This is a genomic window from Paenibacillus vini (assembly GCF_018403325.1).
GTDB classification, from domain to species: Bacteria; Bacillota; Bacilli; order Paenibacillales; family Paenibacillaceae; genus Fontibacillus; species Fontibacillus vini.
Window position 1 is genome coordinate 54061 of the sequence record NZ_BOSL01000014.1, and the last position, 25194, is coordinate 79254.

The following is a 25194-nucleotide window of genomic DNA, read 5'->3' on the forward strand; positions in this document are numbered from 1 at the left end:
CCTTGATCATTCAAGTTCGGGAATTGCGAAAAAATTACATGACGTATCAGCGGGGCGCTTCTTTCCGGGAGACGCTAAAGAGCGTATTCAAACGCAAAGCTATTACGGTGGAAGCGGTCAAGGGGCTAACGTTCGAGGTAGCTGAAGGTGATATTGTAGGCTTCCTCGGTCCGAACGGAGCGGGAAAATCGACTACGCTGAAGATGCTTACCGGCGTGCTGCACCCCACTTCAGGCGAGGTGCAAATCCTTGGCTTTACTCCATGGAAACAGCGCAAAAAATATGTACGCAACATAGGTGCCGTGTTCGGGCAAAAATCGCAGCTCCTATGGGATATTCCTCCGATTGATGCGTTCTATATGAACAAGGAAATATACGGTTTGGAGGAAGCGGCCTTTCGTGAAACGCTGGACCATCTGGTCGAACTGCTGGACGTTTCGGAAATTATCCGGAAGCCGACTCGCCAACTGTCCCTGGGCGAACGGATGAAATGCGAATTCATCATGGCGATGCTGCATCGCCCGTCGGTCGTGTTTCTGGATGAACCGACGATCGGACTGGATGTCATCGCCAAGGAGAAGATTCGCGCGTTTATCCAGGAAATGAACTCGCAAGGGGTCACCTTTATTTTGACCACGCATGATCTTGAAGATGTTGAACAGTTGGCGCGGCGGGTAATCGTAGTCAATCACGGGGAGATTGTATTTGATGACTCGATTTCGGCCCTGCGCGGGTTCCTCGGCGCGAAGAAGACCGTTCGCATTACGACCGAAAGCGCGGCGTTATGGGACGACATCCATGGGGTCAGGGTGTTGAGCCGCGAATCGGAGACGGAGACCGAGCTGGAGCTGGATACGGATAAGCTACCGCTCAAGGAGTTCATAAGACTTGTGAATGAACGGCATACGATTATGGATATGGCCATCGATGCGCTTCCGATCGACGTCATCATCAAAGAACTGTACCAGGGAAGCTAAATACGTAAGGCCCCAGGATGCTTCATTCCTGGGGCCTTGTCCTATTTTACCAAGGGAGGGGGGATACCTTTAATCCAAGTCGATGTCTTCAATGTTGGTGAAATTTACTCTGACGCGAACCCATTCGCCTCTTCTCCTTACGCGGAGAACGATATAATTCTCAAAAACACTTAGCAGTACGCCTTCGATATCTGACCCTACAAACCGATCGACATCCACACGCCTTCCAATCCATCGCCTAGCTTGACGGCGCAGCCTCGCGATTCGGCGATTCATATTGATCTGTTCACCTCTCTTTCCTGGAATAATGCATTCTATGATTCGTGCTTCAGGTTTGATAGAGATAAAAGAGGAGATAGAATGAAAAGGGGCGTTCGGTGTCAAAAACGATGTCGGTATAATCACAATTTAAATGTTTAAATTATGCTATATTGATTTCTGAATTTGGAGGGAATTTATCGCTTTGGAGGCGGTGGGCGGATGTACAGCATATTGCAGGAGAAGATTGCGAAGCTTTTTCCGGGTTATTTCTCGATGGTAATGGCGACGGGAGCGTTGTCCATTGCGATGTATTTGTTGGGGATTCCGATCCTCCCGCGGCTTTTGCTGTATTTTAATGTGATGGTGTATGTCATGTTATGGATCCTGAATCTTATCCGCATTCTGAAATATGGCCCCCGGGTGAAAAGCGATCTGACGAGTCATTCCATGGGACCGGGATTTTTCACTTGCGTCGCCGGAACCTGCGTATTAGGAAGTCAATTTATCGTAGTGGCGCATTCTTATGCTGTTCCTGCTGTTTTGTGGATTTTGGGAATCGTGTTATGGCTGATCGTGATGTATACTTTTTTTACCGCTGTGACGGTCAGAGAGAAGAAACCCGATTTGGGAGAAGGCATTAACGGAGCCTGGTTGATCGCCGCGGTGGGAACGCAGTCGGTATCCGTCCTGGGAACCCTGTTGTCTCCGCAGATCGGCAGCGGCCGCGAAATGGTCCTGTTCTTTACGCTTTGCATGTTTCTATTGGGATGTATGCTGTATTTGAGTATCATAACGCTGATCTTTTACCGTTTTACGTTCATAGAGCTGAAATATGCCGCTTTAACCCCGCCTTACTGGATTAATATGGGGGCGGTTGCGATTGCTACCTTGGCCGGATCAACGCTGATTCTTCATGTTCGGAATATGCCGCTCCTGGTGGAGATCACGCCGTTCCTGAAAGGCTTTACGATATTCTTTTGGATTACGGGGACGTGGTGGATTCCGCTGCTCTTTATTTTGATGATTTGGCGGCATGTCGTGCACCGTTACCCGCTTACTTACGATCCGCAATTTTGGGGCATGGCGTTCCCGCTGGCTATGTATACAACGAGCACGTACCAGCTCTCGCAGGCGTTAAAGCTTCCGTTTCTAGTTGCGATCCCGCGTGTTATGGTCGTGATTGCTTTCGTTGCCTGGATAGCGGTGCTGGGCGGATTCATCCATCATCAAATCATCTCGTTCGGAAAAGCTCATTTAAAGGTGAAAGGTAATTAACCAGACCGGAAGCTGGACCGAAACTGATGGAAAAGCAAGCAAAAAACCCGGAGCGGAAAGGAATAGTGCTTCCAGCTTCGGGTTTTTGTTGTTTACATGTCTATTGATACGTTAATCTTCAAGGAAGACGAGTCCGATAAAATCGTCCATTTCCAGATTGCCGAAATAATGCTTAACATCGATTCCGGATAACGCTGCGCGGACATCGTTCTCTTCATAACGCACGCCTTTGAGCTTGTCTTCAATGTCGGTCACATCGCCGACACCGAAGAAGTCGCCGTAGATCTTGATGCCCTGGATATGGCCGTCCTTGATATCCATCCGCAAATCGATGATGCCGACCGGGAATTTCTTAGCGTGCTTCACATTGCTTTCCGGAGATAATCCGTAATTCCAATCCCAGTTCTTATAGCGCTGTTCCGAAATTTCGCGGATTTTGTCCCAGTCTGTTTCCGTCAGCTTATATTGCGGCACATCCTTCGGATCCATGCCGAAAATGTGGCGGAGCAGCTCGGAACGGAACTCCTCAATCGTCATTTTGCGGTCCAGGAAGTCGATAATGTTCGCGACGCGGCTGCGTACGGATTTCGTGCTCTTGGATTTGAATTTCTCGGGATTCGCATGCAGCGAGGCCTGTACATCTTCCAAGTTCAAGTTGAACATCAAGGTGCCGTGGCTGAACATCCGGCCGCGCGTCGCAAATTGGGCGTTGCCCGATATTTTTTGTTCCCCGACCTGAAGGTCGTTACGGCCGGTCATTTCGGCATTGACGCCGAAGGAGCGAAGAGCCTCGACTACCGGTTCGGTGAACTTGCGGAAATTATGAAACGATTGTCCGTCATCCTTGGTAATAAAGCTGAAATTGAGATTGCCGAGGTCATGATATACCGCGCCTCCGCCGGAAAGACGGCGAACGACTTGGATGCCGTTTTCTTTTACGTATTCGGCGTTGATTTCTTCGATCGTGTTCTGATGCTTCCCGATAATGATGGACGGAGCGTTAATATAGAACAGCAAGTAGCTGTCGTCCTCCAGTGGAAGATGTCTGAGCGCGTATTCTTCGATGGCCAGATTGAGTGACGCATCGGTAATTCCCTGATTGTCGATAAACAGCATGGATCTCTGGTCCCCCATTTGCTATGGATTGGTAACGATTTTCTATATCCTATTGTAAACCAAATAATCCGCGAAATGAAAGACGGTCCTGTGATCATCTGCTTATTCCGTCTTGATTTCACGTCAGGGTGTGATAGACTTCACCTAAAAGTGTGTGTTCAAAAAGTCGGCTTTTCAGCACCGAGAAGGTTGCGAGAACCCGAAGAAGGAGGAACGGAGTGTAGGCAAAACCTACATGAGTACCGGACTTCGAGGGTGAACGGAAGATTCGATGTCGATTCAACGACTTGAAATGCTTCGTGATCAAAAGATGACTTTTTAAACTACCGCTAAAAGTTGTGTTCATTTGGGTAGGAAAGAGGAGAGTTTATGATACTGGAAGTTTACGGACACGGCGGGGATTTACGGACGGCTTCCGCCAGATACGGGATACCTGCGGATCAATTTATCGACTTCAGCGCCAATATCAATCCGCTGGGTCCTCCGCCGGGGTTGTTCGACCGGTTGCGCGAAGCCCTGCCGACAATAACGAGTTACCCGGACCCGGGCCATAGGGCATTCATTTCGCGCTTAGCGGAAACGCTCGATACGGAGGAAGCCGGTCTGGTTATCGGGAACGGGGCGGCTGAAAACATGGCGCTCGCTCTGCTGGCTCTAAAGCCCGAGAAGGTTGGCGTTGTTGAACCGTGTTTCTCGGAATATAAGACATTATCGGAACAATTCGGGGCGCAGGTTCTGTCGGCATACGGAAGAGAAAAACTGGATTTTAAAGCATCGCCTGAAGAAGTGGAAGAGCTGATCAGTGCAAGTGACTTCGTATTTATCGGACAGCCAAACAATCCGAACGGCGTCCAGTACAGCCTGGATGAGCTGCGGCGATTCGCCGAGGCGGGGGAGCGTTGCCGTACATATATCGTGGTCGACGAAGCGTTTATTGATTTTATTCCGAGATCGGAAAGAAAGTCGCTGCTTAAGGAGATCGGACGCTATCCGCGCTTGATTCTGATCCGGTCGTTGACGAAGTTTTATGCAATTCCGGGACTGCGTCTCGGTTATGCCGTTGCTCATCCGGAGACGGCGGCAGCGATGCGGGGAAAGCAGGTGACCTGGAGCGTTAATTCGCTGGCCCTGATTGCGGGAGAAGCTTGTCTTGCCGCTGGACAAGAGTATGAGGAGGAGACGATTTCGCAGATTGCCCGGCAGCGCGCGATGCTGCGGAAGGAACTGGACGGAATGGGGTGCCGGACTTGGCCCGGCGAGGCCAATTTCCTGCTTGTGCGTTTGCCCGGGGACTGGACGGCTGCGGGGATGCAGGCGGCATTAGGAGCTAAGGGGATATTGGTGCGTAGCTGCGCCATGTATCCAGGGCTCGGGGAGCGGGATATCCGGATTGCCGTGAAAGACCGGGATGCTTGCATTAAGCTGCTAGATGCTTTGAAGCAAGTGCTGAATGGAGAGGGAGGAAAATAGAGATGGCTACGCCTTTTTTGAAAACCGGCGAAAGCGGGAGCTATGAATCGGCCGTGTGGCCGGGCTTGAAGCTGACCCGGGGAGACCGCCATATTTTGCTGGAAGCTCCAGCGGTAATGGATGGATTGGGAAGCTCTGTCTATGGCGGCGGCATGACGCCGCTGAGACGGATCGTCAACATCTATGTGGATCGTTTTTACCGGTGCGATGATCCGGAAAGAGATATTGCCGATAGTCTAAGAGCTTGGGGGTATCCTTCAATGGATACGGCAGGCCTGCTTACCGCGGTCCAATTGCCACACGCCTCCGTTGCGGAGGAACGGTGCGACGATTACGGCGTGTTCTGCTGCGCCACGGCCGGGGTATCCAATGCGGCTCGTGCGGGCGTGAAGCGGACGACGTTTCCGGCTTCTTGGACGCCGGGGACGATCAATTTGATGCTGGCGGTCGACGGGCGGATGACGCCGGGAGCGATGGTGAACGCCATCATCACGGCAACCGAGGCAAAGGCCGCCGCGCTTAGCGATCTCGGCGTGCGCGACGCCGAGACGGGCCTTTCGGCCACCGGCACCACGACCGATGCGGTTGTGCTCGGCGTAAGCCAGCGGCCGGATTGGCCGCTGCTGCACAGCTACGCCGGCACCGCAACGGACCTTGGCGGCACGGTGGGCCGCCTGGTCTATGCCGCCGTGAGCGAGTCGCTGCGCGTAGCGGCGGAGGCGCGCGCTTGACGGCGGCGTGGTGGGTGCTGCCGGTCGCGTATGCGCTGGACCGGCTGCTTGGCGACCCGCGCTGGCTTCCTCATCCCGTTATCGGGATGGGGAAGGCGATCAAGCGGGTCGAGGCGGCGATCCGCCGCCTGTTTCCGCCCCGCGCCTACAAGGCCGCGGGGGTGCTGCTGCCGCTCGTTATAGCGGGCGGCAGCTTTGCATTGACCTGGGCCGCGCTGCGCCTGCTGGCCGGGATCAACCCGTGGCTCGCCGCTGCGGCCGAAGCCGCGCTCATCTGGACGACGATCGCGGCCAAGGGGCTGCGGGACGCCGGGATGGAGGTGTGCGGCCATCTGCGCAATGGCGACCTGCCTGCTGCCCGTCGATCGCTAGGCATGATCGTCGGCCGCGATACCGAGCAGCTTGATTCGCCCGAAGTGGCTCGCGGCGCGGTAGAAACCGTGGCCGAAAACATCGTCGACGCGGTCGTGTCGCCGCTGTTCTTCGCCCTGCTGGGCGGAGCTCCGCTGGCGATGGCTTACCGGGCGGTAAATACCCTTGATTCGATGGTCGGTTACAAGAATGACAAATACATACATCTCGGTTGGGCATCCGCCCGCCTGGACGATATCGCAAACCTCATTCCCGCCCGATTGACCGCGCTAATGCTCATCTTCGCTTCCTGGTGCTTGAGATTTGACGCCGCCGGCGCATGGCGGTCCGTGCGGCGGGACGCCCGCTCGCATCCAAGCCCGAACAGCGGCTATCCGGAAGCGGCGGTGGCCGGAGCGCTCGGCATCCGGCTTGGCGGGGAGAACTCCTATCATGGGGTCAAATCGTTCCGGAGTTACATGGGCGACAAAACGCGGGAACTGGAGCCCGATGATATTTCAAGAACGTCCAGGCTGATGTTCTTCGTATCCGGATTGTTCATCCTGCTGGCAACCGGGGTATGGATTTGGGTGACCGGCGGTCCAGCCTGGATTTGAAGGAGGAAGCGTGATGGAGTTATGGCTGGTTCGTCACGGCAAGACAGAGTGGAACTTAGCGCATAAATATCAGGGAAATAGTGATCCGGACCTGCTGCCCGGGGACACTTCGGGACTGTCCTCTTTGCAGGCGTTGCTGGCGGGGATCTCCTTCTCCGCCGTATATTGCAGTGATCTCAGGCGCTGCAGGAGCACATTGGAATATTTGCGCCCGGATTTAAAAGCCGCTACCCATTATGACGCGCGGCTCAGAGAGATGAATTTCGGAGAATGGGAAGGCCGGACGTATGAGCAGCTTAAGCACAACCCGCATTACCGCAACTGGATTGACAGCCCCCAAACCGTCGTGCCACCGGGCGGTGAATCGTGGCCGGAATTTGAAGGTCGGATTCGGGAATTTGCCGGTGAGGTGGCGGTAGATTATCGCAAGCACCGAGCTAAAAGGCTGGCGGATGACCCCTGTCTGATCGTAACCCATGGGGGCGTTATTTCCATGCTGGGGACAATCCTGAAGCCGGGAACCGATTTCTGGGACGCCAAATACAAGATCTCGACGGGGGAAGTGCTGAAATTAAAGGTTTGAAATTAAGTGAAGTGTCCACTTTTAAGTGGGCATTTTTAATTTAAATATAATTCATACTTGACAGGTGTGAATAATGGGTTTAATATTCGTGATATAAAATCTTTTATCAATCATTTTCTTAGTGCTAAGAGAATACCGGGCAGCCGATTGGACCACCAAAGGCTCCTGAAAGAATCCCTCACGGGATTGCTTTCGGGGGCCTTTTGCGCATGCCGGGAATGCGGATGTACGAGTGAAAATGTTGGTTCCGAACCCGGAACTCAAACAGGGAATACTTTCGGGTTCGATTGGAGGAGCATGAATTTTACAAAAGGGGATGGGGCCGTCATTAGCAGATGCAACGCCGAGTTGGAGTTGATGGAGGAAGCGGATTGGCTGTTCCGGAGAATGGTCAGGCGATTCGTGAAGGAACGGGACAAAGTTGAAGTCGAGGGGATCTCGCTGCCCGGTTTGCTGGTATTGCAAAAAATGATCCGGGAAGGCCCCCAGCGTCTTGGGGATTTGGCTGAAGAGCTGGACTTCACCTCGGGTGCCGTGACCGGACTTTGCGACAAGTTGGAGAGAAAAGGGTTCGCTCTGAGAATCCGGCGGGACAGTGACCGCAGGTCGGTATGGCTTGATATTACTACGCAGGGCAGGGAATTCGTGAGCCGCAATCGAAACATCGGCACCCGGTGCATTGCGATTTTGTTTGAGGAATTATCGGTGGAGGAGCTGGGGCAAGTCCATGATCTGTTCAAAGGATTGATCGACCGGCTGGAACATTTTTCAGATACGTTGAACTCCCTTGCGGAGAGCAATTTACGGCAACCATCGGTTCATTCCACCGGTGTTCGGCCTGAAGATATCGATGAACAAACGGCCGGGGAAGAGAAACGGCAGGGGAAATATCTATCTTACTAAAGGGGCGGTATAAATGGGACATCCGACAATATATCCTACGGGAGCAACGGTATACAAACCGGAGAAAGCATGGAGCGGTTACACGATCTATCAGGCGGCGGACACGGGAGCGCTGCTGATCGACATGAGCGGAAAGGAGGTTCATCTGTGGAAGGGCCTGCGCGGATTCCCCAACAAGGTGTTTCCGGGAGGCTACGTGCTAGGGAGCACGGCTGAACGGGACCCCAAGCACGGTTTTCAGGACGAGGCCGACCTGGTTCAGGTCGATTGGGACGGCAACATCGTATGGCGTTTCAATCGCCATGAATGGATCGAGGATCCCGGGCATGAACCGCAGTGGATGGCGAGAGCCCATCACGATTACCAGCGAAGTGGTAATCCCGTAGGGTATTATGTTCCCGGCGCCGACCCGGAAGTTGGCGGGGGAAACACGCTAATTCTGGTTCATAAAAATGTGCACAACCCGAAAATCTCAGATAAGTTGCTGTTGGACGATTCGATTATTGAAGTGGACTGGGAAGGAAACATTGTCTGGGAATGGAACTGCCATGAGCATTTCGACGAACTCGGCTTTGACGAGCAGGCTAAAAACGTGTTGTTCCGCGATCCGAACACCCGGTTCTTCGGCGATGAATCGGGAGACTGGATGCATATCAATTCCATCTCGGTGCTCGGACCGAACCGGTTCTATGATGCGGGAGACGAGCGGTTCCATCCCGACAATATTATCTGGGACGCCAGAGAGAGCAACATTATAGCTATCGTTGACAAAAAGACCGGAGCGATCGTCTGGCGGTTAGGCCCGGATTATTCGGCTCCCGAATTTAAGCATCTGGGCTGGATTATCGGGCAGCATCATGCTCACTTGATTCCCCGGGGATTGCCGGGCGAAGGCAATCTGCTCCTGTTTGACAACGGCGGCTGGGCCGGGTACGGCGCTCCGAATCCGGCTTCTCCAATCGGCCAAAAGAACGCGGTTCGGGACCATTCCCGCATTTTGGAGATCGATCCGGTCACTCTCGAAATCGTGTGGCAGTATACTCCGACCGAGGCCGGATTTATTGCCCCGCTGGACTCTTATCGTTTCTATAGTCCTTATATCAGTTCCGCCCAGCGGCTGCCAAACGGGAACACGCTGATTACGGAAGGGGCGGACGGACGGATTTTCGAAGTGACCCGGGAGCATGAGCTGGTTTGGGAATATATTTCACCTTACAAAAATAAACGGAACTCCAATATGGTGTATCGCGCTTATCGCGTGCCTTACGAGTGGGTGCCTCAGCTTTCGCGTCCGGTCGAACAGGCGATTGAACCGTTGGACGTGGCTAGCTTCCGGGTTCCGGGTGCCGCTGGGACGGGTGCCGAATCCGTTGCTGTTGTGGACGGCACGATCTCTTACGAGGATGGAGCTCTGTGTGTCGCCCGCATCGACGAGCGGCCTCAGAACAAAGAAGAATAATTAAAGGAGGGGAAAGGACCATGCTGAACCAGAACCATAAGAAAAATAGGACTCGATCGGTGACTATGCTTGTTTCGCTATCTTTATTATTTATCATTGCCTTGACCGGCTGCGGTTCGTCGCCGGATTCCACGTCATCCAAAGCCCGTGCGGCCGAAAATGGAGAGAGCGCGGGGACAACCGAAACCGCAAGTGAAAAAGCGGAGAAGGTGAAGCTGAATATCGCCGATATTTCCTCAAATCCCGTGCTGCGGGTTGCAGCGAATCAAGGGATTTTTGAGAAGCACGGAATCGAAGCGAAACTGGTTACGTTTGCCACGCCGGCGGAAGGAATTAATTCATTGTTTATCAAGCAGGCGGATATCGCTTGGGGAGCCGACTTCCCGATTTTGAACGCCGTCAGCAAAGGAGAGTACGCGATCATCGCGTCGACGGGAAACTCTACCGATCTGAGCGCGAAACAGTGGAAGCTGTACGTGCGGAACGAAATAGAACGTCCGGAGGATTTGGCCGGAAAGAACCTGAGCTTTTTGCGGGGGACCTTCATTTCTTATTTATGGGATGAATACTTGTCCGAATACGGGCTCGAACCCGAGAATGTCAAGTTCATCGGCCAAGGAGGATTTGATGAAGCATACATTGCACTGAAAAAGGGCGAAGTCGATGCCGTTTGGGTTACCGGTGCAGCCATGGTGGATAAGTTTGAAGCTTTGGAGGGAGCGCATCAACTGACCGATATGTCGCAAACGAAGGTGCGGATCGGCAGCCAGATTATCGCCCCGGAATCGCTGATTGCCGACAAGCCGGACGTCGTGGCGAATTTTCTGGATGCGCTGGATGAATCGTCCCGGTTTGTGAAGGAGAACCCGGAGAAGGTTGCGGATATTTTATACAAGGAAGTCAAACAACCGAAAGAAGCGACGCTGAAGGATTTATCCGTCATTAATTGGAACGTCGAATTCACGGATTCCGCGCTCGACAGCCTGTCCCGCCAAAAGCAATACATGGTGGAGAACGGGATCATACAGCAGGACTTCGAATTGAGAGATAAAATCAAGCTGGATCCGCTGCGGACTGTTTTTCCTGACCGCGTGACGGCGGCACCTTAAGGAGGGATCGGGATGTCCTTGGCGTCTGTTAAACCTGTGGCTTCAAAGAAACATACGATCACAATCGAAGGTTTGAACAAAAGCTATCATGATCATCCCGGGTCCGGTAGTGGAAACGGGGATATTCACTACATCATCAAAGATGTGGACCTGGTGATCAAGGGCGGCGAGTTTTTTGTTCTCCTTGGGCCGAGCGGCTGCGGAAAATCCACACTGTTGAACATGATCGCAGGCTTCATTTCAAAAACAAGCGGAAATCTGCGGGTTGGTGGGTCTGATATCGATAAGCCGGGTCGCGACCGGGCGGTCGTGTTCCAGCAGGCCGATTCCTCGCTGTTCCCCTGGCTTACCGTCAGGCAGAACGTCGAGTTCGGGCTAAAGATGAAGAAGGTTCCGAAGCGGGACAGAAGGGTCGTCTCCGAGCAGTATATCGACCTGGTAGGGCTGACAGGACATGGAGATAAACTGCCGAGGGAACTATCCGGCGGGATGAAGCAGCGGGTGCAACTTGCCCGTGTCCTAGCCAACGATCCGGAAATCCTGCTTATGGATGAGCCGTTCGGCGCATTGGATGCGATGACCCGCAGAACGATGCAGAAAGAGCTGGTTCGCATTTGGCGGCAAACGGACAAAACCATCGTGTTCGTAACGCACGATATCCAAGAGGCTATCCTGCTCGGAGGACGGATTGGCATCATGTCCCCGGGCCCTTCATCCAAAATATCGCATATTTACGATATTCCGCTCACTTATCCAAGGGAAGTTTCGGCGGCGGAGTTTTACGAGTATCATTCACGGATTCAGGCGCACTTTGACGAATAGGGGGGGAAGAGTGATGACTTGGTTAAAAAAGAAATGGGCTGGCCTGCTCCTGCTTTGGATTTTCGTTTTGGCGGCCTGGCAAACCGGGGCGTTGCTTTACGGCCCTGAAGTAATTCCCGGCCCGGTAGAGACCGTTAAAGGTGGGGTTGAACTGTTCAAGGACGGCTCGCTCCCGAAATATATCGGTATCAGCTTTTACAGAGTGTTTAGCGGCTGGGCGCTCGGCAGCCTGATTGCGATTCCGCTGGGCGTCCTCATCGGCAAGGTGGATGTCATCCGTCATTTTGCCGAGCCGTTGCTCAATTTCATCCGGTTTATTCCTCCCATCGCATTCATTACGCTGTTTCTTGTCTGGTTCGGCATCGGGGAGCAGTCAAAAATCGCCCTGATCCTGTATGCCACACTATTTATCGTGATGATGAACACGCTGACAGGGGTGCTGTCCGTAGAGGAGGATAAAGTCCGGGCGGCCCGCAGCATGGGGGCATCGGAATGGCAGATCATCCTGCATGTCATCATCCCGGCGACGGCGCCCTATATGTTCACCGGAGTCCGGCTCGCCATGGGGACATCGTATATGGCCATCGTCGGGGCGGAAATGATCGCTTCCAATGAAGGCGTCGGCTATTTGATTTGGAACTCGCGGTTGTTTTTCCGCACGGACTGGATTTTTGTCGGCCTCATCAGCCTCGGATTAATGGGCTTTGTCACGGACCGGCTGTTTGGCTGGTTCGGACGCAAAGTATTGTGGAGGTATGGAGTCGTCGGCTCTACCCCGGTTCGGAGATAGGGTTCATATTTGAGCTTCCCGATAGTGATTTTGATACAATAAGAGCAAGGTCTTATATTTCGGGAGGAATCATGGAAAGTGCATCCGAGTCATCTCAACAACCAAAGTTTTTGACGAATTTACATTCTGATCGATATATTTATCCATTTGCTTGTCATGAAAACGATCGCGAATTGTGTAATATGGAATTCCGTGCCCTATTCGGACAAACGCCGGGAGTATACCCCTATATAGACAGTAATGTGGCGATTGCGCCGGAACGGAGTCCATTTATTTCCATGCGGATAGACGTATTGTTCACAGGGGTGGAACTTGAGGATATTGTTGCCCAAGCGGGGGGAATTCAGCTTGATGGACATACGTTTAAAGTGCTGTATATCAAGCACGGGTTGAAACGGAGTTATGGGGAGCAACGGCAGTTGGAGCGGCAAGTAGGAGCTCGTATCCGGGGGACCGCAGAAATGCGCACTCCGGATTTTACGTTTGGTTTGCTTTCTTTGGAAGAGGGCTGGCTGCTTGGAGTTTGCCGAATGGTGGATCCGGCCTGGCAGGGGCATAAGCATAAGCCGCAAAATTATTCTACCGGGCTTTCCGCCGCGCTGGCCCGATCCCTTGTCAACATCGCAGTTCCTGACCCGGCAGGGATTAGGGCGATCGATCCCTGCTGCGGGATGGGCAATGTCCTTATCGAAGCACTATCTATGGGAATAGACATCCGGGGCCGGGATTTGAATCCGCTGGCCGTTAAGGGAGCCCGGGAGAATTTGGCGTATTTCGGATACGATGCCTCGAGTCTTGTTACCTTCGGAGACATGAGGGACGTGAGCGATCATTTCGATGCGGCGATTCTGGATATGCCCTACAATCTGTGCTCTGTGCTGCCGCAAGAAGTCAAACAATCTATGCTGGCCGGCCTGCGGGGATTCAGCGACCGTGCTGTAATCATCTCAACGGAGGAGATAGAGGAGGATATTCTGGCATGCGGATTTAGAATTATGGACTACGGCCGTGCAGCCAAAGGTTCATTCATTCGAAAGATATGGGTATGTCAGGGATAACCGAATCCCAGTCAAAAGCCCGGATAAATATCACACTATGTGTAAAGTATTTGATGTTTTCAAAGGAAATTTATGAATATTTTTAATTTTTCTATAAAATTCCCTTTTTAAGTTCAGAATCCCGCTTTATAATGTTAGATAATCTGACATGAGGTGGCGAGGACAATGAGATATTTTGGTGTGTTCGAAAAAAATGTACGTCTGCTTGGCTTTATAGCAGCTATCGTATTATTCGTGGCGGCTTTGCTGCAGGATTCTTCCTGGTACATTCCTTTGACGGCCCTGATTGCCGTTCTTTGTTTTGTAATGCTGTCCCTGAATCTTCCGGTATCCTGGAGGAAAGGACAAACCCCTTCCGGTTCTATTCCTCCGGCAGCTCCGCAGGGATCGCACGAAGAAGCGCAGACGGCAAGCCAATGGGGGGCGATGGTGAACGAATCGCGAGTAGCGGCGGACCGGTTGCAAGCTGCCGTCGGTGAGGTGAGTGAGAGTATCGGGGAGCTCCAGCATTTATCCGATATATCTTCCGTTGAGGATATGAAGCTGAAAGCCAGCAGCGAACGGTCTTTGGAACAAGTGCAGGAGAGCCTGGCCGCGATGGAGGAGGTAGCTTCTTCCGCATTCCGGATTCAAGAGGCTGCGGAACAGCTGCGTTACCGCAGCGAAAGGACGCTGTCGGAAGCTTCAAGGATGTCGGAGGCGCTCGTAGCTGCAGACGGTACGATCCGCTCGCTGGCGGAATCCCAGCAATCCATTGCCGGCCCTATGAATGATCTTGAGAGCAATACACGAAAGCTCGGGGCCCTGTACCGGGAGCTTGAGGGAATATCCGGCGAGGTGTCGTTGCTGGCGCTGAACGCCTCTATTGAGGCGGCCAGGCTGGGGGAGCAGGGCAAAGGTTTCGATGTGGTGGCCATGCGGATGAGGCAACTCGCTGAGCAGAGCGGCAAGGCTATCGGCAGCTCCGCTCCCTTGTTCCGGCAAATCGTGGATGAGGTTGACAGGGTCAAGGAAACGCTGCATGAGGGAAAGAAGTCGGCTTTAGACGGCATTGAGTTATTGAAAATCATGGGGAGAGACATCCTGTTTATTTCCGATGAAGTGGCTGCGATCAACGATCACGTAGCAGAGACAGGGAAGCGCAGCAGGGAACAGACTGAGATGACTCGGAATATGGAAAGTATGATGAATGATGTCCATGCCGCGCTTAGCCGCAGCATTTCCCATGTGGAAGGTGCGTTGTCTCGCATGGAATCCCAAAGAATACATATCGGCAAGCTGCAAACCGTAGCCGGTGGTTTGCACCGGGCACAAGCCGAACTGATCACCTCGCTTGACGCGGTCCGGATCGGTTCATCCGGTGGTGAGGAGTCGGCAGAACAACGGGAGGCGGTCCGGGCTCTGGGTTTGACTTACGCCCGCAAACTTCAGGAGATTGCGCAAACTGAGCCACTCACCGGGATGTTGGAGGCGGATCACCGGACCGCTCTGGAGCTGCTCTTGTCCCGGGAATCCGGTCTGGAGGCGGCATGGACAAACCGGGTGGACGGTTCATTTGTTATTTCGATTCCGGAGGCGGGATTGCTGAATGCCAAGGGGCGTGAATGGTTCCGCAGTGCAAAGAGCGGGGAGACGGTCATTTCGGAGAGCTATGTCTCGGCTATAACGAAACGGCGATGCATCACCTTATCTGTTCCTATTGTGAAGGACGATATCGTGATCGGCGTACTTGGAGCCGATTTGTCAATAGAATAAGAGTTCCTGGGTGAGTCTCGAGAAACAGGGGATTCGATCATGAAGCTTGCCCGGGAGTATTGTAAGTTTGAGTCTTTTCCCCTATAATCCTATAGAGAAAGAAAGCCTTGATTCAAGCGAATAGAAGTGCCCGTAGGTCCTGGAGCAAGCTTAACCGCAAGCTTCGGGTTAAAAGGGAAGCCGGTGTAAATCCGGCACGGTCCCGCCACTGTGTACAGGGACGAAGCTCATCGATGCCACTGCCATACGCCATAGTATGATGGGAAGGCGGACTTCGTCGCAACCTGATAGTCAGGAGACCTGCCAACGGGAGATTAGACGGTCCTTCGAGGAAAGGATAACGTTCTGCTTAGAACACGGAGCCTGCTTTTCCGCTAGGGCAGTCAAGCCATTAAGCCAAGGCCTCCGATATGACTTTGTAGACGTAACCCATCCGCTCAGGATGGGTTTTTTTCTTAAATAATAGGGCTTCGCTAGGGTTAAGGCGTTTCTTAATAAAGAAACCCGAAGGAGAGGGACAAAATGAAGAAATGGACTAAGATTTGGGGGATTTGGCTGCTGGCGCTGTTGTTGCTAGTTACGGCCGGCTGCGGTACAAACGGAAAGAATAACGCGGCGGATAATAGCGGCAATACGTCACAAACGGAACAGAGTCAAAATAACGAAACTTCCGCGCCGGAGCAGGAAGGGCAGCAGACTTCTTATCCGCTTACAGTAAAGGATGCTTTCGGAACGGAATTTACGTTTGAATCCGCACCGCAGCGGATCGTATCGTTGGCGCCATCGGAGACAGAAGGGCTGTTCGCGCTTGGTCTGGATGAGCAGGTGGTCGGAGTTTCCGATAATGACGATTATCCGGAAGCTGTAAAGGACAAGCCAAGAATGGGCGGGTTCCAGGTGAATGTGGAAGCTGTAGTTGCGGCTCAGCCTGACCTTGTGCTTGCCGGGAACCTGATCGGGGAAGATACGGTCAAGAGCCTGAGCGACCTGGGGATGAAAGTATACCGCTCCAATCCGAAGACGATTGACGGAGTGATGGAGAATATCCGGACGATCGGCGAGATCACCGATCATCAAAAAGAGGCAAACGAAGTAACCGCACAAATGCAGGCCGAATTGGATAAAGTGACCGAGGCCGTGAAATCTTTGCCGGCTGATCAAAAGAAAAAGGTATATATCGAATTTTCTCCAGGCTGGACGGTAGGCAAGGGAGAGTTTATGGATGAGATGATTCAGGTTGCAGGCGGGGAAAATGTGGCATCCGACATTACCGGCTGGAGCGAAATTAACGAAGAGAATATTATTAAGGCAAATCCGGACGTTATTTTATATGCGAAAAGCGTCGTAGATGAGAACAACCGGACGTTAGCCGAGATTATCAAAGGCCGCGGGGGATGGGATCAGATCACGGCCGTGAAGGAAGATCGCATTGTGGCAATGGACGACAATTTGCTCAGCCGTCCGGGACCACGGGTAACCCAAGGTTTGATTGAAGTGGCTAAAGCGATCTATCCGGACCTGATTCAGCCATGAGGACCAGGCTGGCAGGTTACGGATTTATCGGCCTAGGATTGCTTATATTCTCACTGCTGATCTGCATCGGGTTCGGTTCCGTTCACTTGCCTGCCGGGGAAATCGCTCGTATCCTGCTCCATCAGTTGCCCGGTCTCGGGCGGTGGATTCAGCCTGACTGGAGCGTGGCTTCGGAGCAAATCGTGATGCAGGTTCGCCTGCCGCGCGTGCTGCTCGGCCTGTTGGTGGGAGCTTCGCTTGCCGTCGCGGGCTCCGCATTTCAAGGGGTGCTCCGCAACCCGCTTGCCGATCCGTTCACGCTGGGCGTATCCTCGGGTTCCGCGGTAGGCGCGGCCGTATTGATCTTTTTCGGTTGGCAGTTTTCTTTGCTGGGGATATTCACGTTGCCGGTAGTCGCTTTCCTGACGGGGGCGGCAACGCTGTGGATCGTGATGTGGCTGGCGAGAGAGAATGGAAAAATACCGATCGAAAGCCTGATTTTGTCGGGGGTAGTGATGCAATCCTTTCTCGGGGCGGTCGTTTCTTTTCTTACGGCCATGTCGAAAAGGACGATCAACGAAATATTGTATTGGACAATGGGAAGCCTGAGTCTTCGAGGATGGTCGTATACGGCCATCCTGCTTCCATATTTATTGCTTGGCGGACTTTATCTCTGGAGCCGTTCGCGTTCATTGAACCTGCTGGCTTTAGGTGAACGTCAAGCGGCACATTCCGGACTGAACGTGGAGTCGACAAAACTGGCCGTTCTGCTCGTGGCCACGTTGATGACGGCAGCGGCTGTTTCCGTTTCCGGAGTAATCGGCTTTGTCGGGCTAGTCGTTCCTCATATGATCCGGCTGGTTACCGGTCCCGATTATCGTCTCATCATCCCGTTGTCTGCGCTTGGAGGCGGGATCTTCATGATGTGGAGCGACCTCGCGGCCCGTTCGCTGCTTGCGCCAACGGAAATACCGCTCGGCGTAATTACGGCCTTTATCGGCGCGCCGTTTTTTGCTTATTTGTTATATAGGAAGAAAAAAGCGAGAGAGAGGGAAATGCGATGATCGAGGTCCAAAACGCCGCTAAATCGTATGGCCGTCTCCATGCGCTGAAAGAGATCAGCTGGAAGGTTGAGCCCGGCGAGTTCTGGGGGGTTATCGGTCCTAACGGAAGTGGCAAAAGCACGCTGCTGAGCCTGATTTCCGGCATTGAAGCCCCGGATCATGGAGAGATCTCGTTATCCGGTCAACCCATAGCATCCTATAACAGAAAGGCGTTGTCCCGGAAGCTGGCCGTATTGCAGCAGGATGGGCTTCCTCCGGTTTCTTTTACCGTGCGCGAAGTGATCGAAATGGGGCGGTTTCCGTTTCTGGACTGGCGGGGCAGAGAGAAGGACGGACATGCGGAGAAGCTGATGCAGAGCATAATGGACAGGCTGGAGCTCGGGGACTTGGCGGATCGTCAGCTCAGCAGCCTGAGCGGCGGACAAAGGCAGCGGGCCGCGTTAGGAAAGGTAATGGCGCAGCAGCCGGAGGTAGTTCTGCTGGATGAACCGACGACGTATTTGGATATTCGCTATCAACAGCAATTTATGGAGCTTGTCGCGGGGTGGCAGCGTGAAGAAGGATTAACGGTCATCTCTGTCATGCATGATTTGAATCTCGCCTCACTTTACTGCGATCGCCTGCTGGTCCTGAATGCGGGTTCATTAGTGGCCATGGGCGCTCCCTCGGAAATATTGAATTCCGATACGATGGAATCCGTATTTGATGTCAAATCGCACATTGTTGCCCATCCTGATACCGGGGTTCCGCAATTGCTGCTGCAAAAGGATGCCAAGAACGGCTGGTCCGAAGCGGGCGATTAATTGTCAGGGCTTTTTTGTATTTCCTGAGGGCAGGAATGGTAGAATGGTATAAAAGAATCATAGGCGAGAAGAAGAGAGGGGTTATTGGATGAGTCGCTCTATTATGGATATAGCCGGATCGGTACGAGCGTTGGATCCGGCGGCTTCGGCAGCCGCGGCAGCACATTTGGACAGTTTGACCAAACCGCCGGGAAGTCTTGGCAAGCTTGAGGCTTTGGCGGTCAAGCTGGCGGGGATTACAGGCGAAATGCAGCCGAAATTCCCGGGACGCGGTGTGGTTGTTATGGCTGCGGATCACGGCGTATGCGAGGAAGGGATCAGCGCATTTCCAACTGAGGTGACACCGCAGATGGTGCTCAACTTTCTATCCGGAGGCGCGGCAGTAAATGTTCTTGCCCGCCAAGCGGGGGCGGAAGTCATGTGCGTCGACGTGGGCGTCAATGCGGAGCTGGAACATCCGGACCTCATCTCGCGGAAGGTTCGCTTCGGCACGGCTAATATGGTATCCGGTCCGGCTATGACCCGCGAAGAAGCCGAGGCCGCTATAATGGCCGGGGTGGAGATCGTGGAAGAAGCCGTATCGAGAGGGATAAGATGCTTTGTAACGGGTGAGATGGGCATCGGGAATACGACGGCCAGCGCCGCGCTTATGAGCGCGTTTACCGGGGTCTCCTCCCTGGAAACGGTCGGCCGGGGAACCGGAATCAACGAAGAACGGATGCGCCATAAAGTTCTGGTCGTTGAACGTGCATTGGAATGCAATCGTCCCGACCCGTCGGATGCGATAGATACGCTTGCCAAAGTAGGCGGCCTGGAAATCGCAGGATTGACGGGTGTTATCTTGGGCGCAGCCGCGAACCGCTGTCCGGTTGTTCTGGACGGGTTTATTTCCGGTGCGGCTGCGTTGGCTGCTGAGCGTTTAGCTCCCGAGTCGGTGAATTATATGATCGCATCCCACGTATCGCAGGAGCAGGGACATGTTCACCTGCTGAAGGCGCTCGGCCTGGAGCCGATGCTTCATCTGGACATGCGGCTCGGCGAAGGGACGGGAGGCGTACTCGCTTTGCATCTGGTGGATGCGGCTTGCCGGATTATGACGGAGATGGCGACGTTTGAAAGCGCGGGAATTTCATCGGGAAATGATCAGGCGGGGTCTTCCGGGGAGTCGCAGATATGATCGTCACGGTTACCGGCGGAGCCCGCAGCGGAAAGAGTGCATTTGCTGAAAAATGGTGCATGAAGCATGGCGATTCCGGGTTATACGTCGCAACCGCCCAAGCCTTCGATTCGGAGATGAGGCAGCGTATTGCGCATCACCGGCTGCAGCGTGAGGAGAGCGGGTTCCAATGGTCCACGTTAGAGGAGCCGCTCCATGTAGCTGACTTGCTGGAAGGAACGTCTGGTCAAAGGGGGATTATTCCTGCCACGGCTCAAACCGGGGAAGCATTAGCCCCGGTTGTATTGATCGACTGTCTGACGTTGTGGCTGTCAAACGTGATGCTTATGCCGGAAGACGGCGATACGAACGGAGATGGAATGGCCAGCGATCATGCGGTGCAAAAGGAAATGGACCGCCTTGTTTCAGCCGTGGCGAGCTATAGCGGCCAGTTAGTGATGGTAACGAATGAAGTAGGAAGCGGGATCGTGCCGGAATATCCGCTTGGACGTAAATACCGCGATTGGGCCGGAATTTTGAACCGGAAGATGGCCGAAATCTCCGATCAGGTGTTTCTGGTTACCGCAGGTATCGCCATAGAGCTCAAAAGCAGGGAGTATAAATTATGAGTCAAAAAGGACGGCCGATTTTGGCCGCTTTTCAATTTTTATCCCGGTTTCCGGTGAAGGCCGAGCTGGACTACTCGCCGGAACTTTTAAGGCGCAGCGCCAAGTATTACCCGCTGGTCGGTGCAGCGATCGGCCTTGCCGTAGCATTGGCGGGAGGACTTGCCGGCTGGGCGATTCCGTCCCTGCCTGCAGCGGCAGCGGCTCTGATCATATGGGTGTGGCTGACTGGCGGCCTGCACCTCGACGGCTGGATGGATTCAGCGGATGCTCTCCTTAGCTACCGCTCTCGCGAGCGGATGCTGGAGATCATGAAGGACAGCCGGGTCGGCGCGATGGGGGTGTTGGCCTGCGTGCTGCTGCTTCTGTTCAAAGTAACGCTGATTTCATCGCTCCTGGACTCCGGCCGATTTGCATTGGCCGCAGCGATGCTGACGGCACCCGTCTGGAGCCGGTGGTTTATGGCCTGGGCCATGCACCGCTTTCCGACCGCGCGGGCCGGGGAAGGATTGGCAGGACGGTTTCGCGGGCTCGGCACAAAGGACATGGCCATCGCTACCTTGTTGGCCCTGCTGCTGACCGGCGCCGGTCTCGGAATAGCCGGAATTGCAAACGGGCTAATTTCAGGAGTTATATCGGGCAGTGCTCCCGGCGGAATGGGTTTCTGGCTGCCGATCGGGGGGTATTTTGCCGCCGCGCCTTTGGTGACTTTGGCTGCAGGCTCTTTGGCTGCGAGTAAAATCAGTGCAAGGCTTGGCGGACTTACAGGAGATATATACGGAGCTCTGAATGAAGGCCTGGAGGCATTGCTGCTGCTTGTTGCGGTCATTTTTTTCTGCTAACGGACATAAATGACCTTAATTCTTACAAATACGCTGCTTTCATCAGCTAACGGACATCAGAGCTGTTATTTAGGGATGAACAGGCAGTTTAGGGTAGAAATTCGCAAAATAACGGCCGCTGTGTCCTTTAGATTAAAAAAATGATAAATTTAGGGCGCTAAGCGTCCGTCATGTCCGTTAGAGTTAAACACATAACGGGCATGTTTTAGATGAGCGCGAGAGATATCTTTTTACTGGAAGGGAGGCGATGGGATGAGTGAGCGAGTGTGGGACGATGCGGGGACAAGGGCCGAAATCAAAATGACGGCGGAATCGGCCGAAGTAATTGCGGATGCCGAGGCAGGTGACGAATTGAGAGCGGAGAAGGCGGTAACCAGTCCGCAAGGCGCAGTTCTGATGGTGCAAGGTACAGCGTCGGATGTGGGCAAAAGCGTGATTGTCACGGCGCTATGCCGCATTTTTACGCGAGACGGGCATTCCACGGCCCCGTTCAAATCGCAGAATATGGCCTTGAACTCGTACGTAACCCCGGACGGCAAGGAGATCGGGAGGGCCCAAGGCATACAGGCGGACGCCTGTGGCATTCCGGCAACGACGGATATGAACCCGATCCTGCTAAAGCCAACGGGCGAGATGCATTCGCAGGTCGTCGTTCATGGTAAGCCTTATCGCGATCTCAGCGCGGCGGGGTACCGGGAGAATTTCCTGCCGCTTGCCAAGCCGTTGGTGATGGAGGCACTGGGACGCCTGCGCCGGCAATTCGATATCGTGGTGATGGAAGGCGCCGGCAGTCCGGCTGAAATCAATTTGAAGCACCGGGATATCGTCAATATGAATCTCGCCGGATGGGCGGATGCTCCCGTCATCCTCGTAGGGGATATCGACCGCGGCGGCGTGTTCGCGTTTCTTGTAGGGACCCTGGAGCTATTGGAGCCGGAAGAACGGGCCCGGGTGAAGGGATTAGTGATCAACAAATTCCGGGGCGATTTGTCCCTGCTGCAACCGGGGCTGGAATGGCTGGAACATCGGACAGGCATACCGGTGCTTGGCGTGTTGCCGTTTATGCCGGACCTGGATGTCGAAGCCGAGGATTCGGTGGTTCTGGATTCGTATCCGACCCGGCCTATACCGGGCAAGGACCTGGACATCGCTGTAATTCGCCATCCCCGGTTATCGAATTTCACCGATTTTGATATTTTGGCCGCCGAGCCCGATGTTTCCCTCCGGTATGTGCAGAAATTATCTCAATTGGGAGAGCCGGATGTCATCATTCTTCCCGGTTCCAAAGATACGATCGGGGATCTGGAATATTTGCGGGAGCAAGGACTCGACGAAGGGATTGCGGAAATGATAGCAACGCGGCCGCATACCAGGCTTGTCGGTATATGCGGGGGTTATCAAATGCTGGGCGCGGAGCTTCATGATCCGGCTGCTGTAGAATCGTCCGTACCGCGCCATGCGGAAGGGCTTGGCTGGCTGCCGGTTGCGACGACCTTTATCCCCGGTAAAACGACTCTTCGGGTAACAGGAACAGCCTTCATGAATCATGAAGACTTTGCGGGGCGTCCGACCGGAGACATTTCTATCAGCGGATATGAAATTCACTCCGGAAGGACAGTAACATGCGGCGTCCATGAGAAGGAGACCGTGCCCGTTTTCCGAATCCGTGAGGAAGGCGGGACGGAGCGGAATGAAGGCTGCGCTACGCCGGACGGGCGGGTTTTCGGAACGTATTTACACGGCTTGTTCCAAAATGATTTATGGAGACGGACATGGCTGAATTCCGTCCGCAAGGATAAAAGGCTGTCCCCGCTGACCTCGGAGATTTCAGCGGAGTCGCGTAAAGTAGCCGCTTTTGACAGGCTGGCCGACCACGTTAGCCGGCATTTGGATATGGAGCGGATTTACGAATTGATTCGTAATTAGGCTAGGATCAAAAAAGACGTATCCCCTAAATAACAGGGATACGTCTTTTTGCACTTGTTACATTTTGAACTTTTCGACGGACGCCTTCAAAGTCAAAGCCTGATCAAACAGCGCCTGTACCGTCTTGGAATGGATTTCCGTTTCGGAGATTTGCTGTCCGGAATAATTGGCGATTTCTTCGATGCTTTGCAGCGATTTTGCCGTAATATTCGCGGCCTCTTCCACTGAAGCGGTGACCTCCTCGGTTCCGGCGGACACTTCCTGGGTGGAAGCGGAGACCGATTGGATGGTCATGTTGATGTTGTAAATCAAATCCGTCAACTGCCCGAAAGCTAAGCTGGCTTGGTTGACCCGCTCTCTGCCCGATTTGATCTCTTCGCTGACATGATCCATGGCATTTACCGAATTTACCGCCTCTTCCCGGATGCTGAGCAGGTATTCTCCGATTTGATCCGTGGCGTTTCGGGATTGTTCGGCTAATTTGCGGACCTCCTCGGCCACTACGGCGAAGCCCTTGCCGTGCTCGCCCGCGCGAGCCGCTTCAATCGCGGCATTCAAAGCCAAAATGTTGATTTGCTTGGTTATTTCCATAATGACGCTCACTACGCTGGCGATGGATTCCGACCGTTCGTTCAGTACGGCAATGGAATCCCGGGATTGAATGGCCGCTTGCTCCACCTGTTTCATCTGCTCGACGGCGGTCTTGGCAAGCTCATTGCCTGAGCCGGCTTCTTTCGAGGCCTGGCCGATCTTTTCCGAGACTTCCGCGGAAGAGGTGGCAATATGCTGTACGCCTTGCGAGATTTCTTCCATGGCCCGGGCGTTCTCGGCTGCGGTGGAAGCGATAGTGTAGCTGCCTTCTTTAATTTCAAGTGTAGCCGCTCCGGATTTTTCAGTAAGTTCTTTGTACATCGCGGTAGAATGAAGCAGTTGATCCGATCCGTTGACGACGGATTGAGAGGTCTCCAGCACTTTCCCGATCATCTCTTTGAGCTGAGCGGTCATCGTCCGGAAACTGTCGGCCAGATGTCCCACTTCGTCTTTGGCGACGATGTCGATCTGTTCGCGAAAATCGCCTTGCGCCATCTTTTCCGTAACAGCGGCGAGCTTCTTGATCGGGTTGGTGATTCTCCGGCTGTTGAGGTAGGCGACGATCATGCCGACGGCGATAACGAAGATTGAGATCCCGAAGCAAATCCAGTAGATTTCGGTTCTTTTTTCCTCGATAAATGTTGCATCCATACCGACGGCCAGAAGGGCCGTACTGCCGGGAAGAGCTATGTAGGCGGTTTTATGGGAGCCGAACTGGTCGGAATACAATTCGCTGATTCTGGCGTTCCCTTTGGATTCGGCGGCAAGCATGGCTTCCTGGATGGCAAGTGAATCGCCGATCTTCATCTTGGAGTTTTCGTTTACGCCGATGACCGTCGCTTTATCCTTCTGCAAATCAAGAATGTAAGCGGTATGTAACTGATATTCTTCCACTTTGTCCGAAAGGTAGGATTCCACGACAAAGCGGGAATTTTCTTTACCCTTCAGCAACTGGAGAGCCTGGGTTGTGTCCAGATTTTTGAAAATGTCTTTTGAACTGGTCTGAAGCACCTTGTCGAACTGAGGTAGAACGTTCTTGTTGATGATTCCCATGGAAACAACTAAGAAGCTGGTACTGAACAATACCGATGACAAAATGATGACGACAGCAAACGTGAACATGAATTTGCGGTTAATGGAATGTTTCGTCTTAAACATGGAAATCCTCCCCGTATCCTAATTTTCTGTTTAGTTCTCTCTATACAGTATGGTGCGCCTCAGGTCTTATTTGACCGGTGTTCATTATTGTTATTCTATAGAAAAAGTAGGCTTTTGAAAATGATGTTTTTCATTATTTTTCATTTTCAAAATTGAGCGGAATGTTAGGGGTAGAATCTTGAGCGGAGATATGGTATCTTGGGACTTGCTGTGCTAATTCACGGCCGCGGTTCGTAACC

At 53.3% G+C, this 25194-nt stretch carries 23 protein-coding genes and 1 riboswitch; of the genes, 20 read left to right on the plus strand and 3 right to left on the minus strand.

From position 1 onward, the window contains the following. Positions 1-2: 2 nt before the first annotated feature. Positions 3-977: an ABC transporter ATP-binding protein gene (locus KJS57_RS19250; RefSeq protein WP_244861628.1), complete on the plus strand. Its 975-nt coding sequence runs from the start codon at positions 3-5 to the stop codon at positions 975-977. 69 nt (positions 978-1046) lie between these two features. Here KJS57_RS19250 and KJS57_RS19255 read toward each other — a convergent pair whose 3' ends face one another. Further along, complete coding sequence (locus tag KJS57_RS19255; protein ID WP_211021904.1) at positions 1047-1253, minus strand: LSm family protein; 207 nt, start codon at positions 1251-1253, stop codon at positions 1047-1049. Positions 1254-1457: 204 nt separating this feature from the next. On the opposite strand from KJS57_RS19255, the gene KJS57_RS19260 reads away from it, so the two are divergent. Continuing rightward, positions 1458-2513, plus strand: a complete 1056-nt coding sequence (locus KJS57_RS19260; protein ID WP_211021906.1) for a tellurite resistance/C4-dicarboxylate transporter family protein — start codon at positions 1458-1460, stop codon at positions 2511-2513. Between the two features lie 111 nt (positions 2514-2624). On the opposite strand, the gene lplA is transcribed toward KJS57_RS19260, so the two are convergent. Further along, complete coding sequence (lplA, locus tag KJS57_RS19265; RefSeq protein WP_213656023.1) at positions 2625-3629, minus strand: lipoate--protein ligase; 1005 nt, start codon at positions 3627-3629, stop codon at positions 2625-2627. Positions 3630-4001: 372 nt separating this feature from the next. Here lplA and cobD point away from each other — a divergent pair, with 372 nt between their 5' ends. The 18 genes from cobD (at position 4002) to KJS57_RS19355 (ending at position 23206) form a co-directional block, all read left to right on the plus strand. Then, positions 4002-5099: a threonine-phosphate decarboxylase CobD gene (cobD, locus tag KJS57_RS19270; RefSeq protein WP_505871468.1), complete on the plus strand. Its 1098-nt coding sequence runs from the start codon at positions 4002-4004 to the stop codon at positions 5097-5099. Between the two features lie 2 nt (positions 5100-5101). Beyond that, positions 5102-5830 (plus strand): adenosylcobinamide amidohydrolase, encoded by a 729-nt coding sequence (locus tag KJS57_RS19275; RefSeq protein ID WP_213656025.1) that lies wholly within the window; start codon positions 5102-5104, stop codon positions 5828-5830. Next, positions 5827-6798 (plus strand): adenosylcobinamide-phosphate synthase CbiB, encoded by a 972-nt coding sequence (gene cbiB / locus KJS57_RS19280; RefSeq protein ID WP_213656026.1) that lies wholly within the window; start codon positions 5827-5829, stop codon positions 6796-6798. The genes KJS57_RS19275 and cbiB overlap by 4 nt, the downstream gene beginning before the upstream one ends. Positions 6799-6811: 13 nt before the next feature. Then, on the plus strand, positions 6812-7381 hold the full coding sequence (locus tag KJS57_RS19285) for a histidine phosphatase family protein (protein WP_211021914.1): 570 nt from the start codon (positions 6812-6814) through the stop codon (positions 7379-7381). A 297-nt stretch (positions 7382-7678) separates the two neighbouring features. Next, positions 7679-8284: a MarR family winged helix-turn-helix transcriptional regulator gene (locus KJS57_RS19290; RefSeq protein WP_211021916.1), complete on the plus strand. Its 606-nt coding sequence runs from the start codon at positions 7679-7681 to the stop codon at positions 8282-8284. Positions 8285-8297: 13 nt separating this feature from the next. Next, positions 8298-9743 carry an aryl-sulfate sulfotransferase gene (locus KJS57_RS19295; RefSeq protein ID WP_213656027.1) on the plus strand — a complete coding sequence of 482 codons (1446 nt, stop codon included), beginning with the start codon at positions 8298-8300 and terminating at the stop codon, positions 9741-9743. 20 nt (positions 9744-9763) lie between these two features. Continuing rightward, positions 9764-10852: an ABC transporter substrate-binding protein gene (locus KJS57_RS19300; protein WP_244861629.1), complete on the plus strand. Its 1089-nt coding sequence runs from the start codon at positions 9764-9766 to the stop codon at positions 10850-10852. A 12-nt stretch (positions 10853-10864) separates the two neighbouring features. Continuing rightward, complete coding sequence (locus KJS57_RS19305; protein WP_211021920.1) at positions 10865-11674, plus strand: ABC transporter ATP-binding protein; 810 nt, start codon at positions 10865-10867, stop codon at positions 11672-11674. 13 nt (positions 11675-11687) lie between these two features. Further along, a complete protein-coding gene (locus KJS57_RS19310) occupies positions 11688-12464 on the plus strand; it encodes an ABC transporter permease (RefSeq protein WP_211021922.1) in 777 nt (258 codons plus the stop codon). Positions 12465-12535: 71 nt separating this feature from the next. Continuing rightward, the gene (locus KJS57_RS19315; RefSeq protein ID WP_213656028.1) at positions 12536-13522 is read left to right on the plus strand and encodes a TRM11 family SAM-dependent methyltransferase; all 987 of its coding nucleotides are present in this window, start codon (positions 12536-12538) and stop codon (positions 13520-13522) included. 165 nt (positions 13523-13687) lie between these two features. Further along, positions 13688-15277 carry a methyl-accepting chemotaxis protein gene (locus KJS57_RS19320; RefSeq protein WP_213656029.1) on the plus strand — a complete coding sequence of 530 codons (1590 nt, stop codon included), beginning with the start codon at positions 13688-13690 and terminating at the stop codon, positions 15275-15277. A gap of 117 nt (positions 15278-15394) precedes the next feature. Further along, positions 15395-15599, plus strand: a riboswitch (cobalamin riboswitch). 200 nt (positions 15600-15799) lie between these two features. Continuing rightward, on the plus strand, positions 15800-16810 hold the full coding sequence (locus KJS57_RS19325) for an ABC transporter substrate-binding protein (protein ID WP_213656030.1): 1011 nt from the start codon (positions 15800-15802) through the stop codon (positions 16808-16810). Then, positions 16807-17853 carry a FecCD family ABC transporter permease gene (locus KJS57_RS19330; RefSeq protein ID WP_213656031.1) on the plus strand — a complete coding sequence of 349 codons (1047 nt, stop codon included), beginning with the start codon at positions 16807-16809 and terminating at the stop codon, positions 17851-17853. The genes KJS57_RS19325 and KJS57_RS19330 overlap by 4 nt, the downstream gene beginning before the upstream one ends. Beyond that, positions 17850-18656: an ABC transporter ATP-binding protein gene (locus KJS57_RS19335; RefSeq protein WP_213656032.1), complete on the plus strand. Its 807-nt coding sequence runs from the start codon at positions 17850-17852 to the stop codon at positions 18654-18656. Before KJS57_RS19330 ends, KJS57_RS19335 begins: the two co-directional genes overlap by 4 nt. 88 nt (positions 18657-18744) lie before the next feature. Then, positions 18745-19833 (plus strand): nicotinate-nucleotide--dimethylbenzimidazole phosphoribosyltransferase, encoded by a 1089-nt coding sequence (gene cobT, locus KJS57_RS19340; protein WP_213656033.1) that lies wholly within the window; start codon positions 18745-18747, stop codon positions 19831-19833. Next, complete coding sequence (gene cobU / locus KJS57_RS19345; RefSeq protein ID WP_213656034.1) at positions 19830-20441, plus strand: bifunctional adenosylcobinamide kinase/adenosylcobinamide-phosphate guanylyltransferase; 612 nt, start codon at positions 19830-19832, stop codon at positions 20439-20441. The genes cobT and cobU overlap by 4 nt, the downstream gene beginning before the upstream one ends. Beyond that, a complete protein-coding gene (locus tag KJS57_RS19350; RefSeq protein WP_213656035.1) occupies positions 20438-21280 on the plus strand; it encodes an adenosylcobinamide-GDP ribazoletransferase in 843 nt (280 codons plus the stop codon). Before cobU ends, KJS57_RS19350 begins: the two co-directional genes overlap by 4 nt. A 396-nt stretch (positions 21281-21676) precedes the next feature. Beyond that, positions 21677-23206, plus strand: a complete 1530-nt coding sequence (locus KJS57_RS19355; RefSeq protein ID WP_244861636.1) for a cobyric acid synthase — start codon at positions 21677-21679, stop codon at positions 23204-23206. 57 nt (positions 23207-23263) lie between these two features. On the opposite strand, the gene KJS57_RS19360 is transcribed toward KJS57_RS19355, so the two are convergent. Then, positions 23264-24955: a methyl-accepting chemotaxis protein gene (locus KJS57_RS19360; protein WP_213656036.1), complete on the minus strand. Its 1692-nt coding sequence runs from the start codon at positions 24953-24955 to the stop codon at positions 23264-23266. Between the last annotated feature and the right edge of the window lie 239 nt (positions 24956-25194).